The sequence below is a fragment of the Streptococcus oralis genome, from assembly GCF_001983955.1.
GTDB lineage: Bacteria > Bacillota > Bacilli > Lactobacillales > Streptococcaceae > Streptococcus > Streptococcus jiangnanensis.
In genome coordinates this window covers 1,011,586-1,027,984 of the sequence record NZ_CP019562.1, presented here as the reverse complement: position 1 = coordinate 1,027,984, position 16,399 = coordinate 1,011,586, and the positions used below count along the sequence as shown (strand labels likewise).

Genomic DNA, 16,399 nt, shown 5'->3' with positions numbered 1-16,399 from the left:
AAGCGATTTATGGTATAATGGACAATGTATTTATTGTATACGAATGTACTGAAAAAATCAAAGATTTTCGACAGAGCAATCAAACATTACAAGGGAGAAAGTATGACCATAGAATGGGAAGAATTTTTAGATCCTTACATTCAGGCTGTTGGTGAATTGAAGATTAAACTTCGGGGAATTCGCAAACAGTATCGTAAGCAAAACAAGCATTCTCCGATTGAGTTTGTAACGGGTCGTGTCAAACCGATTGAAAGTATCAAAGAAAAAATGGCTCGTCGAGGAATTACTTATGCAAGTCTAGAACATGATCTGCAAGATATTGCGGGTTTACGTGTCATGGTTCAGTTTGTTGATGACGTTAAAGAGGTAGTTGAGATTCTACGTAAACGCCAAGATATGAGAGTCGTTCAGGAACGAGACTATATCACTCATCGTAAGGCTTCGGGCTATCGTTCTTATCACGTGGTTGTCGAGTACACGGTTGATACGATCAACGGAGCGAAGACGATTTTGGCGGAGATTCAAATACGGACGTTAGCCATGAATTTCTGGGCTACGATTGAACACTCGCTCAATTATAAATATCAGGGCGATTTTCCAGAAGAAATCAGGAAAAGACTGGAAATCACGGCCAAAATAGCCTATCAACTGGATGAAGAAATGGGTAAGATTCGTGATGATATCCAGGAAGCGCAGGCTCTCTTTGATCCATTGAGCAGAAAACTAAACGATGGTGTAGGAAATAGTGACGATACAGATGAAGAATACAGGTAAACGAGTTGACCTCATAGCAAATAGAAAGCCACAAAGTCAGAAGGTCTTGCATGAGCTGAGGGAAAAACTCAAGAAACAACATTTTATACTGAACGATACCAATCCCGACATCGTCATTTCGATTGGTGGCGACGGGATGCTTTTGTCTGCTTTTCACAAGTATGAGAATCAGTTAGACAAGGTTCGATTTGTAGGTGTTCATACAGGGCATTTGGGATTTTACACAGATTATCGTGATTTTGAGCTGGATCAGTTGGTGACCAATCTTTTACTAGATACTGGTGCCAAAGTTTCCTATCCAGTCTTGAATGTCAAGGTAACGCTTGAAAATGGAGAAGTGAAAATCTTCCGTGCTTTAAATGAAGCCAGTATCCGTCGATCAGATCGGACCATGGTTGCGGATATCATCATTAACCACGTTCCGTTTGAGAGATTTCGTGGAGATGGAGTGACTGTTTCAACGCCGACGGGAAGTACCGCCTACAACAAATCCTTGGGTGGAGCTGTCTTGCATCCTACCATTGAAGCCTTGCAGTTGACGGAGATAGCGAGTCTTAACAACCGAGTCTATCGCACTTTGGGGTCATCGATCATTATTCCCAAAAAAGATAAGATTGAACTTTTGCCGACACGCAATGATTACCACACGATATCAGTCGATAACAGCGTCTATTCCTTCCGTAATATCGAACGGATTGAGTATCAAATCGACCATCACAAGATCCACTTCGTAGCGACTCCAAGCCACACTAGTTTCTGGAATCGTGTCAAAGATGCCTTCATCGGAGAGGTGGATGAATGAGGTTCGAATTTCTCGCAGATGAGCACGTCAAAGTCAAAACCTTCCTCAAGAAACATGAGGTTTCTAAGGGACTTTTGGCTAAGATTAAGTTTCGAGGTGGAGCTATTCTGGTCAATGGCCAACCTCAAAATGCGACTTATCTCTTAGATATTGGAGACAGGGTGACTATTGACATTCCAGCAGAGGAAGGATTTGAAACCTTGGAGGCCATCGATCGTCCACTGGATATTCTCTATGAGGATGACCATTTTCTAGTTTTGAACAAGCCCTATGGAATAGCTTCCATCCCCAGTGTCAATCATTCCAATACCATTGCCAATTTTATCAAGGGCTACTATGTCAAGCAAAACTATGAAAACCAGCAAGTTCACATCGTGACTAGGCTTGATAGAGATACTTCTGGTTTGATGCTCTTTGCCAAGCACGGCTATGCTCATGCACGGTTGGACAAGCAACTGCAACGAAAGTCTATCGAAAAAAGGTATTTTGCACTGGTTAAAGGAGATGGTGTCTTGGAGCCAGAAGGAGAGATTATCGCCCCGATTGCGCGTGATGAAGATTCCATTATCACGAGACGGGTTGCAAAAGGTGGGAAATACGCCCATACATCTTACAAAGTTGTAGCGTCTTATGGAAATATTCACCTAGTCGATATTCATCTGCATACTGGACGAACTCATCAGATACGAGTGCATTTTTCTCACATCGGCTTTCCTTTGTTGGGAGATGATTTGTATGGTGGTAGTTTGGATGATGGTATCCAACGTCAGGCTCTGCATTGTCATTATTTATCTTTTTATCATCCTTTTCTTGAGCAAGATTTGCAATTAGAAAGCCCCTTACCGGATGATTTCAGCAATCTTATTACTCAGTTATCAACTAATACTCTTTAAAATCTATCTGGAGTATAATTTATTTTCTTAAAGGAGAAAACTAATGGAAGTTTTTGAAAGTCTCAAAGCCAACCTAGTTGGCAAAAATGCTCGTATCGTTCTCCCTGAAGGGGAAGAACCTCGTATTCTTCAAGCGACAAAACGCTTGGTAAAAGAAACAGAAGTAATTCCTGTTTTGCTCGGAAACCCTGAAAAAATTAAAATTTATCTTGAAATCGAAGGGATCATGGATGGTTATGAAGTCATCGACCCTCAACACTATCCTCGATTTGAAGAAATGGTTGCTGCTTTAGTAGAGCGTCGTAAGGGCAAAATGACTGAAGAAGAAGCGCGCAAAGTTTTGGTTGATGATGTCAACTACTTTGGTGTGATGCTAGTCTACTTGGGCTTGATTGACGGTATGGTATCTGGTGCGATTCACTCAACTGCTTCAACAGTTCGCCCAGCCCTTCAAATCATTAAAACTCGTCCAAATGTAACGCGTACTTCAGGTGCCTTTCTCATGGTTCGTGGTACAGAACGTTACCTATTTGGAGACTGTGCCATTAACATCAATCCAGATGCAGAAGCCTTGGCTGAAATTGCGATCAACTCAGCAATCACAGCTAAGATGTTTGGTATTGAACCTAAAATTGCTATGCTAAGCTATTCTACTAAAGGTTCAGGTTTTGGTGAAAGTGTTGATAAGGTAGTGGAGGCTACTAAAATTGCTCACGACTTGCGTCCTGACCTTGAGATTGATGGTGAGTTGCAATTTGATGCGGCCTTTGTTCCTGAAACTGCAGCTCTTAAAGCTCCAGGAAGTAATGTAGCTGGTCAAGCAAATGTCTTTGTCTTCCCAGGTATCGAAGCAGGAAATATTGGTTATAAGATGGCTGAACGTCTCGGTGGTTTTGCGGCTGTCGGACCTGTTTTGCAAGGATTGAACAAACCAGTTAACGACCTTTCTCGTGGATGTAATGCAGATGATGTGTACAAGTTGACCCTTATCACAGCAGCTCAAGCAGTTCATCAATAAGATTTAGTCCTCTTTCCCATGGGAAGAGGCTTTTTAGTACTGAGAAAAGGACAGTTAGAAGCTTCTATGTTATACTAGATATATGTTAGATTTGAAAGAATACGGTATCGTCATGTGGCCAGAGGAGAAGATTATTTCTTTCCGTGAGAAACTTCTCACTTGGTATGATGAAAACAAAAGAGATTTACCCTGGCGTAGAAGTAAAAATCCTTATCATATCTGGGTATCTGAAATCATGCTTCAGCAGACTAGAGTTGATACAGTTATCCCATACTACGAACGATTCTTGGACTGGTTTCCAACTGTTGAAAGTCTGGCGAATGCCCCTGAAGAGCGTCTGCTGAAGGCTTGGGAAGGTTTGGGTTATTATTCTCGAGTGCGCAATATGCAGGCTGCAGCTCAGCAGATTATGACTGACTTTGGGGGGCAATTTCCAAACACCTATGAAGGAATTTCTATTCTGAAAGGGATTGGCCCATACACTGCGGGAGCTATTTCCAGTATCGCTTTTAACCTGCCTGAGCCAGCGGTCGATGGTAATGTCATGCGAGTTTTGGCACGCTTGTTTGAAGTTAACCATGATATCGGAGTTCCCAGCAATCGAAAGATTTTCCAAGCTATGATGGAAATCTTGATTGACCCGAAACGACCAGGTGATTTTAACCAAGCTCTGATGGATTTAGGTTCTGATATAGAGTCTCCGGTTAACCCTCGACCAGAAGAAAGCCCTGTTAAGGACTTTAGCGCAGCCTATCAGAACGGAACTATGGATGTATATCCGATTAAAGAACCCAAGAAAAAACCTCTCCCAATTTATCTCAAGGCTTTAGTTGTACGCAATGACCGTGGTCAATATCTACTTGAGAAAAATGAAAGCGAGAAACTACTAGCCGGTTTTTGGCACTTCCCCTTGATCGAAGTTGATGATTTCTCAAGTGATGACGATCAGCTAGATCTCTTTTCACAAGTCAAAGAGGAAAGCAGAGCATTTGGACCAAGCCCTCAAGAAAACTTTGAGCAGGATTATGATTTAGAAGTGAATTGGTCCCAGCAAGTATTTGACCAGGTCAAGCATGTATTTAGTCATCGGAAATGGCACATTCAAATCCTAGCTGGTCAAGTGTTGGAAACAAAACAGTTTTCGGACAGAGAAATTCGCTGGGTTTCTCCTCAGGAGTTTTCTGATTATCCACTTGCGAAGCCTCAACAAAAAATTTGGCAGGCTTATAAAACAAGTTTTGAAGATGAAGGCCTACAGTAGCCATTTGTGCCTTCTTTGCATTTTTTTGTTATAATAGATAGAGAAAAGGTGATAAAATGAAAAAAATATTAATTGTAGATGATGAGAAACCAATCTCAGATATTATTAAGTTTAATATGGCCAAGGAAGGTTATGAAGTCGTGACAGCCTTCAATGGTCGTGAGGCAATCGACCTATTTGAAGCAGAGCAACCAGATATTATTATCCTCGACTTGATGCTACCTGAAATTGATGGTTTAGAAGTTGCTAAAGCTATTCGTAAGACTAGTAGCGTGCCGATTATCATGCTATCAGCTAAGGATAGCGAGTTTGACAAGGTTATTGGTTTAGAGTTAGGTGCAGATGATTATGTTACAAAACCTTTCTCAAACCGTGAATTGCAGGCTCGTGTCAAGGCCCTGCTTCGTCGTACAGACCTGGTTTCTGTGGATAGCCAAGAGTCTGATGAGAAGAAGACGCAGCCTTTACAAATTGGTGATTTGGAAATCGTTCCAGATGCTTACGTGGCTAAGAAATATGGTGAGGAGTTAGATTTGACCCACCGCGAGTTTGAACTCTTGTATCACTTGGCATCTCATATTGGTCAAGTGATTACGCGTGAACACTTGCTTGAGACTGTATGGGGTTATGACTATTTTGGTGATGTTCGTACAGTGGACGTGACCATTAGACGCTTGCGTGAGAAAATAGAAGATACTCCAAGTCGTCCAGAGTACATTCTCACACGTCGTGGTGTTGGATACTATATGAGAAATAATGATTGAAGATATTAGACAAACTATTCTGACCAGCGATTTTATCTTTATCTTGATTTTACTTGGCTTTATCCTGGTGGTGACCTTGCTGTTACTGGAAAATCGTCGGGATAATATCCGTCTGAAGGAGATAAATCAAAAGGTTAAGGACTTGATTGCAGGTGATTATTCTCAAGTTTTGGACTTGCAAGGAAGTACAGAAATCACCAATATCACCAATAATCTGAACGATTTGTCAGAAGTTATTCGTTTGACCCAAGAAAATCTGGAACAAGAGAGTAAACGATTGAACAGTATTCTTTCTTACATGACAGATGGCGTTCTTGCGACTAATCGCCGTGGTCAGATTATTATGATTAACGATATGGCAAAGAAACAGCTCGGTGTGCAGAAAGAAGATGTTCTGAATAAAAGCATCCTCGAATTGCTTAAGATAGAAGATGAGTATGAGCTGCGTGATCTGATTACACAGATTCCTGAGTTGACGATTGACTCCCAGGATGTAAATGGGGAATACCTAAGCCTTCGTGTCCGTTTTGCTCTGGTTCGCCGTGAGTCAGGTTTCATCTCTGGTTTGGTTGCCGTTTTACATGATACGACCGAGCAGGAGAAGGAAGAACGTGAGCGGAGACTCTTCGTTTCAAACGTAAGTCATGAGTTAAGAACTCCTTTGACCAGTGTAAAATCTTATCTTGAAGCCTTGGACGAGGGAGCCTTGTATGATCCCATTGCCCCTGATTTTATCAAGGTTTCACTCGATGAAACCAACCGTATGATGCGGATGGTGACAGATCTCTTGCATCTCTCTCGTATTGATAATACGACAAGTCAGCTAGATGTGGAACTGATTAATTTTACAGCTTTCATCACATTTATTCTCAACCGCTTTGATAAGATGAGAAGTCAAGATGACGAGAAAAAATATGAACTTGTTAGAGATTACCCTATTAATTCAGTTTGGATCGAGATTGATACCGATAAGATGACTCAAGTGATTGATAACATTCTTAACAATGCCATTAAGTACTCACCAGATGGTGGGAAAATCACTGTCAGCATGAAAACCACTGACGACCAGATGATTTTATCCATCAAAGACCAAGGTCTAGGTATTCCAAAGCAAGATTTGCCGAAGATCTTTGACCGCTTCTACCGTGTGGATCGTGCAAGAAGCCGGGCTCAAGGTGGAACTGGTCTAGGTCTGGCTATCGCAAAAGAAATCATTAAACAACACAATGGCTTTATTTGGGCCAAAAGTGAATACGGTAAGGGATCGACCTTTACCATAGTGCTCCCTTATGATAAGGATGCCGTAAAAGAAGAAATATGGGAGGACGAAATAGAAGACTAGAATGAGTGAAATAGGCTTTAAATACAGTATTTTAGCATCAGGTTCCAGTGGAAATTCCTTTTATCTGGAAACCCCAAAAAAGAAAATTTTAGTGGATGCAGGCTTGTCTGGTAAGAAAATTACCAGTCTTTTGAGTGAAATCAATCGCAAACCTGAAGATTTGGATGCGATTTTGATTACGCATGAGCATTCAGACCATATTCATGGAGTCGGTGTCTTGGCTCGCAAATATGGCATGGACCTTTACGCCAATGAAAAGACCTGGCAGGCTATGGAAAATAGTAAGTATCTTGGCAAGGTAGACTCTTCGCAGAAGCATATCTTTGAAATGGGCAAAACCAAAACCTTTGGCGATATCGACATTGAGAGTTTTGGAGTCAGCCATGATGCGGCAGCACCACAGTTTTACCGATTTATGAAAGACGACAAGAGTTTTGTCATGCTGACTGACACAGGTTATGTTAGTGATCGTATGGCAGGAATTGTTGAGAATGCTGACGGTTATCTCATCGAGTCCAACCACGACGTGGAAATCTTACGAGCAGGTTCTTATGCTTGGCGTCTCAAACAGCGAATCCTGTCGGATCTCGGTCACCTCTCTAACGAAGACGGTGCTGAGGCCATGATTCGTGCCATGGGAAATCGCACAAAGAAAATCTATCTTGGGCATTTATCCAAAGAAAACAATATCAAGGAGCTGGCTCATATGACCATGGTCAATCAGCTAGCCCAAGCTGATCTGGGAGTCGGAGTAGACTTTAAAGTTTATAATACCTCACCAGATACTGCAACACCATTGACAGATATATAAAAAAGAAGGCGAGTGCCTTCTTTTGTTTTGTACTTTGTCAGGGTTTTAGTGTGGTATAATGATAAAAATAACTAAAGGAGCAGCAGTGTGAAGAGAAAATGGCTATTAAAGGATTACTATGACACAACGATTATCATACTTGCATTGATATCCGTTGTCCTTGTTTTGCTTGGATTTGCTGAGATAATTGATTTGGATAATCCACCCTATAGTATTATTGACTTACTACTTTGGTTTGTTTTTGTGGTGGATTATGGCTGGCGTTTCTTTTCAAGTAAAGAAAAATGGAGATTTATATTTGAAAATATCTTCGACTTGCTAGCTATTCTTCCTTTGAATGCTATTTTTACAGTATTTCGCTTAGGGCGTATCTTCCGTTTAGCAAGGCTGACAAAATTACTGAAACTAACTCGTCTTTTAAGAGTCGTTGGCTTGACTGGCAAGTTGGAAAAGAAGGTTGGAAAACTCTTACGAACAAATGGCTTACTTTATATTTTCTATCTCAATTCCTTTATTGTACTGGTAGGTAGTTCAATTTTATCTGTTGTTAAAGAAAAATCATTCTCAGATAGTCTTTGGTGGGCGCTTGTGACTGTAACGACTGTTGGTTATGGAGATATTGTTCCTGCGTCGATTTTTGGGAAGTGGTTAGCTGTTTTACTAATGCTTGTTGGTATTGGCACAATAGGGATGTTAACGAGTGCCTTGACAAACATTTTTGTAAAGGATAATCCAGATGAGCAGATAAAACTTGATAACCTCCAAGACGAATTACGGAGTCAAAGGATCTTACTAGAGAAACAATCTGAAAAGATAGAAGAACTGCATAGAATGATACAAGACTTGCTTGAAAAAAAGTAATTTAGACCATACAAAAACCACTCGACGAGTGGCTTTTTTACAATCCAGCAAATTCCTTGATTTCTTGTGCAGACATAGAAGAGTCGCAACGGACCTTGATTTGGCCATCTGCAATGTGAACAAATCCTGGTACAGTTGGAATTCCATAGCGTGAACGGAATTCTTGTAACTCATTGAGTTGGCTTGGTTCTTCACTGTTGATGAAGTAGATGTGAGCTTTAGTTTCAGCTACGACACCTGCCAAGGTACCTGCGAATTTACGGCAGTAAGGGCAAGTTTTACGACCAATAAAGAAGGTTGCAGTTTCTTTCTTATCAAGAGCTTCTTGCGCACGCGCAACTGTAGTGACTTCAAGGTCTTTGATGTTTTCTAAAAATTGTTCCATGAGATTACCTCGCTTTCATTGATAAGTCTAGTATGCCATAAAGTTTCTAAAAATGCTTAGATTTGATACGAAAAAAAGATGAGATTGGTTGGTCTCATCTTTTATAATTTCTTATTTAACAAAGGCATTGATTTCTGCTTCGATGTTGGCAATCTTAGCTTGTGAATCTTCATTGCTTTCACCCACAACAGCAATGTAGAATTTGATTTTTGGTTCTGTACCTGAAGGGCGAACTGCAATCCATGAACCGTCAGCAAGTGTATATTTCAACACATCACTTGGAGGAGTTGTCAAGTTTGTAACAGTACCATCAGCAGCAGTAGCAGTTTGAGCCTTGAAGTCTTCTACGACAGTGATAGCTGTTGCATTCCATTCTTTTGGAGCATTGTTACGGAACTTAGCCATGATTTCCTTGATTTGTTCTGCACCATCAACACCAGAAAGGGTAACAGAGATAGTCTTTTCAGCGTAGTAGCCGTATTCTTTGTAGATTTCTTCGATACCGTCAGCAAGTGTCAAACCGCGTGAACGGTAGTAGGCAGCAAGCTCAGCAACGACTAGAACGGCTTGGATGGCGTCTTTATCACGTACGAATGGTTTAATCAAGTAACCGAAGCTTTCTTCAAATCCCATCATGTAAGTGTGATTGTGTTTTTCTTCGAATTCTTGGATTTTCTCTGCGATAAATTTGAAACCAGTCAAAACGTTGAACATGGTTGCCCCGTAGCTTTCAGCAATCTTGGTTACCAAGTCAGTTGATACGATAGATTTACATAGGGCTGCATTTTCAGGAAGAGTTCCAGCATTTTTGTGGGCTTCCAAGATGTATTTAGCCATGATGGCACCAATTTGGTTACCTGAAAGGTTGAGGTAGCTTCCATCTTTTTGAAGAACTTCAACACCAACACGGTCAGCGTCAGGGTCAGTTGCAACAAGCACATCTGCACCAACTTGACGACCAAGTTCTTCAGCAAGGGCGAAGGCTGCTTGGCTTTCTGGGTTTGGAGATTTTACAGTTGAGAAGTCAGGGTCAGCAGTTGCTTGCGCTTCAACGACTTGAACAGAGTCAAATCCTGCTTGGGCAAGAGCACGACGAGCCAACATTTCACCCGTACCATGAAGTGGTGTGTAGACAATCTTCATGTCTTTACCGAATTCTTCGATCAAGGCTGGGTTGATGTTTACGTCCTTAACTTCTTTAAGGTATTCTGCATCAACAGCTTCGCCGATAACTTCAATCAAACCAGAAGCTTTTTCAGCTTCGACATCAGCAACTTCCACAGCGAATGGATTTTCGATAGCACGAATGTAAGTAGTCAAAGCGTCTGCATCGTGTGGAGGCATTTGCCCACCGTCTTCACCGTAAACCTTGTAACCGTTAAATGGAGCAGGGTTATGGCTGGCAGTAATCATGATACCTGCGAAACAGTTGAGGTGACGAACTGCAAATGACAGTTCTGGAGTTGGACGAAGGCTTTCAAATACGTAAGATTTGATACCGTGTTTAGCAAGAACTGCAGCAGATTCAAAGGCAAACTCAGGTGAGAAGTGACGGCTATCGTAGGCAATTGCCACACCACGTTCTTTTTCATTTCCACCTTTTGATTCAATCAAACGAGCCAAACCTTCGGTAGCTTGACGAACAACGTAGATGTTGATGCGGTTTGTACCAGCACCAATCAAACCACGCATACCAGCAGTACCAAATTCAAGATTGGTATAAAAGGCATCTTCCTTTGTTTTTTCGTCCATATTTTCCAAATCTTGACGAAGGTAGTCTGGAAGATCAGCGAAATCGAGCCATTTTTGATAATTTTCTTGGTAAGTCATAGAGTGTCTCCTTTGTTGTAAATTGTTTTAATCGGTTTCATTATACCATGATTTAGGATTTTAGTAAAACGGTAGCATAGTTGTTATTGCTCGAATCGAGCTTTTTTCATTTCCCTAAAAAGGATAAACAAGAGTTTATAACTAAACGGTTTCAGATTGAATTCCTAATAAATTTAGAAAAATATATAGAAAAAGTTTTCAAAGGAAAAACGTGACTTCGTATTGATTCTCTAAGATGATGCTTCTATACTTAAAATAATTTTTTGGAAAATTTTAAGCTATTATTCTAAAATTTTAAGTTTTTTTTAAAAGGTTCGGTTTCTATTTTGAATTTTATTATCGCTATGGTAGAATATAGTAAATAATAAAAGGAGATATTCTATTATGAAAAAAATTCTTAAGCATTCTGCTTTGCTGGTATCAGCTTTAGCACTTGTTGCTTGTGGATCAACAAAGAAGGCAAGCGACAACGGTACTGCCTCAAACTCCAACTTTGAAGTATCTGTTAAAGATGGGATGTTTGTATTGCCTAAAGATGAAGATTCATCTTCAAGCTACCTTGCTCTTCAAGTAGAAATCAAAAACAACCGTGACAAACAGTTCAGTTTCACTAGCCGCGATATCACCCTTTACAATGAAAAGGATGAAAAATTAGAACCAATTCAAATTTATGAAAGCGACAGCAAGACTAAATTCATGTCATATGGAGATAGCATCTCTAAAGGTAAGAGTGTAGCTGGTTATGTTGTTTATGAAGTAGACAAAGATGCTAAATATGAGCTTCATTTTGCACCTAGCTTCTACGATGATATCAAAGAAAACTCTAAAAAGAATAACGACGTAGCTATCAAAGTTGATCCAAGCCAATATGAGGATCACATTGATGAAGCTAAAGAAGTAATGAAAAAATATGTTGATGCTGTTTACCTTAATGGAGAAAGCTCAGGTGGCGGAACAAACCTAAGCACATCTGATAACAAGGCTCAAGTCGTATCACTTGCTGATGATAAAAAATCTTCTGATGGTAATGCTGAATTTACAAACGATGTGAAGGCTGATAGAGAAGAATTCATCAAGAAATTTGTAGAATCATTCGGAAAAGGTTTCTATAACTACAAACCTTCAGATGCCGAGCTTCGTACATTTGCTGAGGCGTATATCAAAGCAAACTCTAAACGAGCAAAAATTGATTACAAAGTTAAAACATACTTGCCTGATTACGCTGTTATCTATGTAAGACCTGAAACGATTGACTTGGACAACTTGAATGTCTATGAATTGAGCAGTAAATTCTATGACGAAAACAAAGGTAAGTACAGCAGCTACTCAGAGGCTATGAAAGCCGGTGAGAAGTACATCTTAGAAAACGCACCAAGCCAATTTGAATCTACTCCTCTAGATACTAGTGATAGTATGAGAAAAGAGGGATATGAAATCAAAATGACGAAGAAAGATGGTAAATGGACCATTGATACCTCTTCTAAGAATTACGACTTAAACGATATGGCTCGCACATTCCGTGGAGGCATTGGATATTAAGCTAAAAAGTTCGAGTGTTAACTCGAACTTTTTTCATTGCAATTGTCTAAAAGTGAAAAAGATAGTAAAATAGAATCATGATTATTTTACAAGCTAATAAAATTGAACGATCTTTTGCTGGTGAGGTTCTCTTTGAACATATCAACCTGCAAGTAGATGAACGGGATCGGATTGCCCTCGTTGGAAAAAATGGGGCAGGAAAGTCCACACTTTTGAAGATTTTAGTTGGAGAAGAGGAGCCAACTAGAGGGGAAATCAATAAGAAAAAAGACATCTCTCTTTCCTACCTAGCCCAAGACAGCCGATTTGAGTCTGAAAATACCATTTACGACGAAATGCTCCATGTCTTCGATGATCTACGGAGTACAGAGACACAACTGCGTCAGATGGAGTTGGAGATGGGTGAAAAGTCTGGTGCTGAGTTGGATAAACTGATGGCGGATTATGACCGTTTGTCAGAAAATTTCCGTCAAGCAGGTGGCTTCACCTACGAAGCAGACATTCGAGCGATTTTAAATGGATTCAAGTTTGATGAGTCTATGAGGCAGATGAAAATTGCTGAGCTTTCAGGTGGTCAAAATACCCGTCTGGCACTGGCTAAAATGCTCCTTGAAAAGCCAAATCTCTTGGTCTTGGACGAGCCTACCAACCACTTGGATATCGAAACCATAGCCTGGCTAGAGAATTACTTGGTGAACTATAGCGGCGCCCTCATTATTGTCAGTCACGACCGTTACTTTTTGGATAAGGTTGCGACGGTTACACTGGATTTGACCAAGCATTCCTTGGATCGTTATGTGGGCAATTATTCTCGTTTTGTTGAGTTGAAGGAGCAAAAGCTAGCTACTGAGGCAAAAAACTATGAAAAGCAACAAAAGGAAATCGCTGCTCTAGAAGACTTTGTCAATCGCAATCTAGTCCGAGCTTCAACGACCAAGCGTGCCCAATCTCGCCGTAAACAACTAGAAAAAATGGAGCGTATAGATAAGCCTGAATCTGGGAAGAAATCAGCCAATATGACCTTCCAGTCTGAAAAAACATCTGGTAATGTTGTCCTGACAGTTGAAAATGCAGCTATTGGCTATGATGGGGAAATATTGTCAGAACCTATCAACCTAGACCTTCGCAAGATGAATGCTGTTGCTATCGTTGGACCAAACGGCATTGGGAAGTCAACCTTTATCAAGTCAATAGTAGACCAGATTCCTCTTATCAAAGGAGAGAAGCGTTTTGGAGCAAATGTCAAGGTTGGTTACTATGACCAGACTCAAAGCAAGTTAACACCTAGTAATAGTGTTCTGGATGAACTCTGGAATGACTTTAAATTAACACCAGAAGTTGAAATCCGCAACCGCCTTGGTGCCTTCCTCTTCTCTGGTGATGATGTTAAGAAATCAGTAGGCATGCTGTCTGGGGGTGAGAAAGCTCGTTTGCTTCTTGCCAAACTTTCAATGGAAAACAATAACTTCTTGATTTTGGATGAGCCAACCAACCACTTGGATATTGATAGCAAGGAAGTGTTGGAAAATGCCTTGATTGACTTTGATGGGACCTTGCTCTTTGTCAGTCACGACCGTTACTTTATCAATCGTGTAGCCACTCATGTTTTGGAATTGTCCGAGAGTGGTTCAACCCTCTACCTTGGAGATTATGACTACTATGTTGAAAAGAAAGCAGAAGTAGAAATGACTCAGACAAAAGAAGCTTCAACTAGTAATCAAGCAAAAGAAACAAGTCCAGTTAATGACTACCAAGCTCAGAAAGAAAGTCAGAAAGAAGCCCGTAAGCTCATGCGACAAATCGAAAATCTAGAAGCTGAAATTGAAGAGTTAGAAACTCAAAGTCAAGCCATTTCTGAACAAATGCTGGAAACCAACGATGCTGAAAAGCTCATGGAATTGCAGGCTGAACTGGACAAAATTAGCCATCGTCAAGAAGAAGCTATGCTTGAGTGGGAAGAATTATCAGAGCAGGTGTAAGAAATGGAACATCTTGGAAAGGTATTTCGTGAATTTCGAACAAGTGGGAAGTACTCCTTAAAAGAGGCGGCAGGTGAATCATGTTCAACCTCTCAGTTATCTCGCTTCGAGCTTGGGGAGTCTGATCTAGCAGTTTCTCGTTTCTTTGAGATTTTGGACAATATTCATGTGACTATTGAAAATTTCATGGACAAGGCTAGAGATTTTCAAAATCATGAACATGTTGCCTTGATGGCACAGATTATTCCGCTTTACTACTCAAATAATATTGCAGGTTTTCAAAAGCTACAAAAGGAACAGCTTGAGAAAGCAAAGAGTTCGACCAATCCCCTCTATTTTGAGCTGAATTGGATTCTGCTACAAGGACTGATTTGTCAAAGAGATGCTCATTACACGATGAGGCAGAGTGATTTGGAAAAGGTAGCAGATTATCTTTTTCAAACAGAAGAATGGACTATGTATGAGTTGATTCTTTTCGGTAATCTCTATACTTTCTACAATGTGGACTATGTGGCTCGGATTGGCAGAGAAGTTATGGAGAGGGAAGAGTACTACAAGGAAATTGGTCGGCATCGTAAACTCGTTTTGATTTTAGCTCTTAACTGTTACCAGCATTGTTTGGAAAACCGTTCCTTTGCGGATGCGGACTATTTTGAGGGCTATGTGGAGAAGTTGATTGGAAATGGTATCAAGCTTTATGAGCGCAATATCTTCCATTATCTCAAAGGTTTCGCCCTCTACCAGAGAGACTTGAAAGAAGAGGGTTGTAGTCAGATGCAGGAGGCTATGCATATTTTTGATGTGCTTGGGCTTCCAGAGCAAGTGGCTTACTATCAGGAACATTATGAAAAATTTGTAAATGCTTAAATTTCCCAAATAAGGGAAAAATAAAGAGACTCCTTTCAGTTTTGATACAATAGTTTCAAAATTTGAGAGGAGCTTTTTATATGAATCGACATGCAATCCAGTTGATTAGTCGTGGTGCTATTAATAAAATAGGAAATATGCTCTATGATTATGGAAACAGTGTTTGGTTGGCATCAATGGGAACGATAGGGCAGACTGTTCTTGGGATTTATCAAATTTCTGAACTCGTCACATCGATTCTGGTCAATCCCTTTGGAGGAGTGATTTCAGACCGCTTTTCGCGTCGCAAAATTTTGATGACGACAGACTTGATTTGTGGCGTTCTCTGTTTAGCTATTTCTTTCATCAGAAATGATAGCTTGATGATTGCTGCCTTGATTTTTGCCAATATTGTTCAGGCAGTTGCCTTTGCATTTTCTCGTACAGCCAACAAAGCCATTATAACTGAAGTTGTAGAAAAAGAAGAGATTGTGACCTATAATGCTCGCTTAGAGCTCGTTTTTCAGGTTGTAGGTGTTAGCTCCCCTGTACTTTCTTTTCTCGTTTTACAATTTGCCAGTCTCCATATGACGCTTGTTTTAGATGCCATTAGCTTTTTCATCGCATTTACTTTAGTAGCTTTTCTCCCCCAAAAAGAGACTCAGGAACAAGAGAAAAAGACTTTCAGCTGGAAAAATATTTTTGCTGATATGAAAGAAGGGATTCGCTATATTTGGCGCCAGCAAGAGATCTTTTTCCTTTTGGTAGTAGCTTCCAGTGTTAATTTCTTTTTTGCAGCTTTTGAATTTCTCCTCCCCTTTTCAAATCGACTATACGGGGTAGAAGGAGCTTATGCAACTATTTTAACTATGGGCGCTATTGGTTCGATTATCGGAGCTCTTCTAGCTAGCAAAATAAAGGCAGGTGTTTATAATCTTTTGATTCTATTGGCCTTGACTGGAGTTGGGGTTTTTATGATGGGGTTACCATTGCCAACTTTTCTTTCCTTTTCTGGAAATTTAGTTTGTGAACTGTTTATGACGATATTTAACATTCACTTTTTTACTCAGGTTCAAACCAAGGTTGAGGGGGAATACTTGGGAAGAGTACTAAGCACAATTTTTACCTTAGCCATCCTATTTATGCCGATTGCAAAAGGCTTTATGACGGTGCTACCAAGTGTCCATCTCTCTTCTTTTCTGATAATTGGCAGCGGTGTTATCATCCTGTCTTGTTTCTCCCTCGTTTATGTGCGAGGTCATTTTGATAAAGAGTTATAATTTCTCTTTTTAAG

At 40.3% G+C, this 16,399-nt stretch carries 15 protein-coding genes; 13 read left to right on the top strand and 2 right to left on the bottom strand.

Annotated elements, in window-relative coordinates; genetic code table 11:
- Positions 1-102 precede the first annotated feature (102 nt).
- From yjbM to BWR56_RS04925, 9 genes are all read left to right on the top strand, one after another.
- Positions 103-774, top strand: a complete 672-nt coding sequence (gene yjbM / locus BWR56_RS04965; protein WP_000151555.1) for a GTP diphosphokinase — start codon at positions 103-105, stop codon at positions 772-774.
- Entirely contained in the window at positions 758-1,576 is an 819-nt protein-coding gene (locus tag BWR56_RS04960) for an NAD kinase (protein WP_000799063.1), read from the top strand. Before yjbM ends, BWR56_RS04960 begins: the two co-directional genes overlap by 17 nt.
- Entirely contained in the window at positions 1,573-2,469 is an 897-nt protein-coding gene (locus tag BWR56_RS04955; protein ID WP_049505849.1) for an RluA family pseudouridine synthase, read from the top strand. Before BWR56_RS04960 ends, BWR56_RS04955 begins: the two co-directional genes overlap by 4 nt.
- A 43-nt stretch (positions 2,470-2,512) precedes the next feature.
- Complete coding sequence (gene pta, locus BWR56_RS04950) at positions 2,513-3,487, top strand: phosphate acetyltransferase (protein WP_076984563.1); 975 nt, start codon at positions 2,513-2,515, stop codon at positions 3,485-3,487.
- A gap of 82 nt (positions 3,488-3,569) precedes the next feature.
- On the top strand, positions 3,570-4,748 hold the full coding sequence (gene mutY, locus BWR56_RS04945) for an A/G-specific adenine glycosylase (RefSeq protein ID WP_049505847.1): 1,179 nt from the start codon (positions 3,570-3,572) through the stop codon (positions 4,746-4,748).
- A gap of 56 nt (positions 4,749-4,804) precedes the next feature.
- Positions 4,805-5,512 carry a response regulator YycF gene (gene yycF, locus BWR56_RS04940; protein WP_049505846.1) on the top strand — a complete coding sequence of 236 codons (708 nt, stop codon included), beginning with the start codon at positions 4,805-4,807 and terminating at the stop codon, positions 5,510-5,512.
- Positions 5,505-6,854: a cell wall metabolism sensor histidine kinase VicK gene (gene vicK, locus BWR56_RS04935; RefSeq protein ID WP_049505845.1), complete on the top strand. Its 1,350-nt coding sequence runs from the start codon at positions 5,505-5,507 to the stop codon at positions 6,852-6,854. The genes yycF and vicK overlap by 8 nt, the downstream gene beginning before the upstream one ends.
- 1 nt (position 6,855) lies before the next feature.
- Positions 6,856-7,665: an MBL fold metallo-hydrolase gene (locus tag BWR56_RS04930; protein WP_049505844.1), complete on the top strand. Its 810-nt coding sequence runs from the start codon at positions 6,856-6,858 to the stop codon at positions 7,663-7,665.
- A gap of 87 nt (positions 7,666-7,752) precedes the next feature.
- Positions 7,753-8,526 (top strand): potassium channel family protein, encoded by a 774-nt coding sequence (locus tag BWR56_RS04925; RefSeq protein ID WP_076984562.1) that lies wholly within the window; start codon positions 7,753-7,755, stop codon positions 8,524-8,526.
- A gap of 37 nt (positions 8,527-8,563) precedes the next feature.
- Here the strand turns inward: BWR56_RS04925 and BWR56_RS04920 are convergent, their stop codons facing one another.
- Both BWR56_RS04920 and BWR56_RS04915 read right to left on the bottom strand, forming a co-directional pair.
- A complete protein-coding gene (locus BWR56_RS04920; RefSeq protein ID WP_076984561.1) occupies positions 8,564-8,911 on the bottom strand; it encodes a DUF6568 family protein in 348 nt (115 codons plus the stop codon).
- A gap of 111 nt (positions 8,912-9,022) precedes the next feature.
- Positions 9,023-10,741: a phospho-sugar mutase gene (locus BWR56_RS04915; RefSeq protein ID WP_076984560.1), complete on the bottom strand. Its 1,719-nt coding sequence runs from the start codon at positions 10,739-10,741 to the stop codon at positions 9,023-9,025.
- A gap of 384 nt (positions 10,742-11,125) precedes the next feature.
- Here BWR56_RS04915 and BWR56_RS04910 point away from each other — a divergent pair, with 384 nt between their 5' ends.
- From BWR56_RS04910 to BWR56_RS04895, 4 genes are all read left to right on the top strand, one after another.
- Positions 11,126-12,280, top strand: coding sequence for a DUF4352 domain-containing protein (locus BWR56_RS04910; protein ID WP_049505841.1), 1,155 nt, complete (start codon positions 11,126-11,128; stop codon positions 12,278-12,280).
- 77 nt (positions 12,281-12,357) lie between these two features.
- Entirely contained in the window at positions 12,358-14,259 is a 1,902-nt protein-coding gene (locus tag BWR56_RS04905; RefSeq protein ID WP_076984559.1) for an ABC transporter ATP-binding protein, read from the top strand.
- Positions 14,260-14,262: 3 nt separating this feature from the next.
- A complete protein-coding gene (locus BWR56_RS04900; protein WP_076984558.1) occupies positions 14,263-15,126 on the top strand; it encodes an Rgg family transcriptional regulator in 864 nt (287 codons plus the stop codon).
- Positions 15,127-15,206: 80 nt separating this feature from the next.
- A complete protein-coding gene (locus tag BWR56_RS04895; protein WP_076984557.1) occupies positions 15,207-16,385 on the top strand; it encodes an MFS transporter in 1,179 nt (392 codons plus the stop codon).
- Positions 16,386-16,399 lie beyond the last annotated feature (14 nt).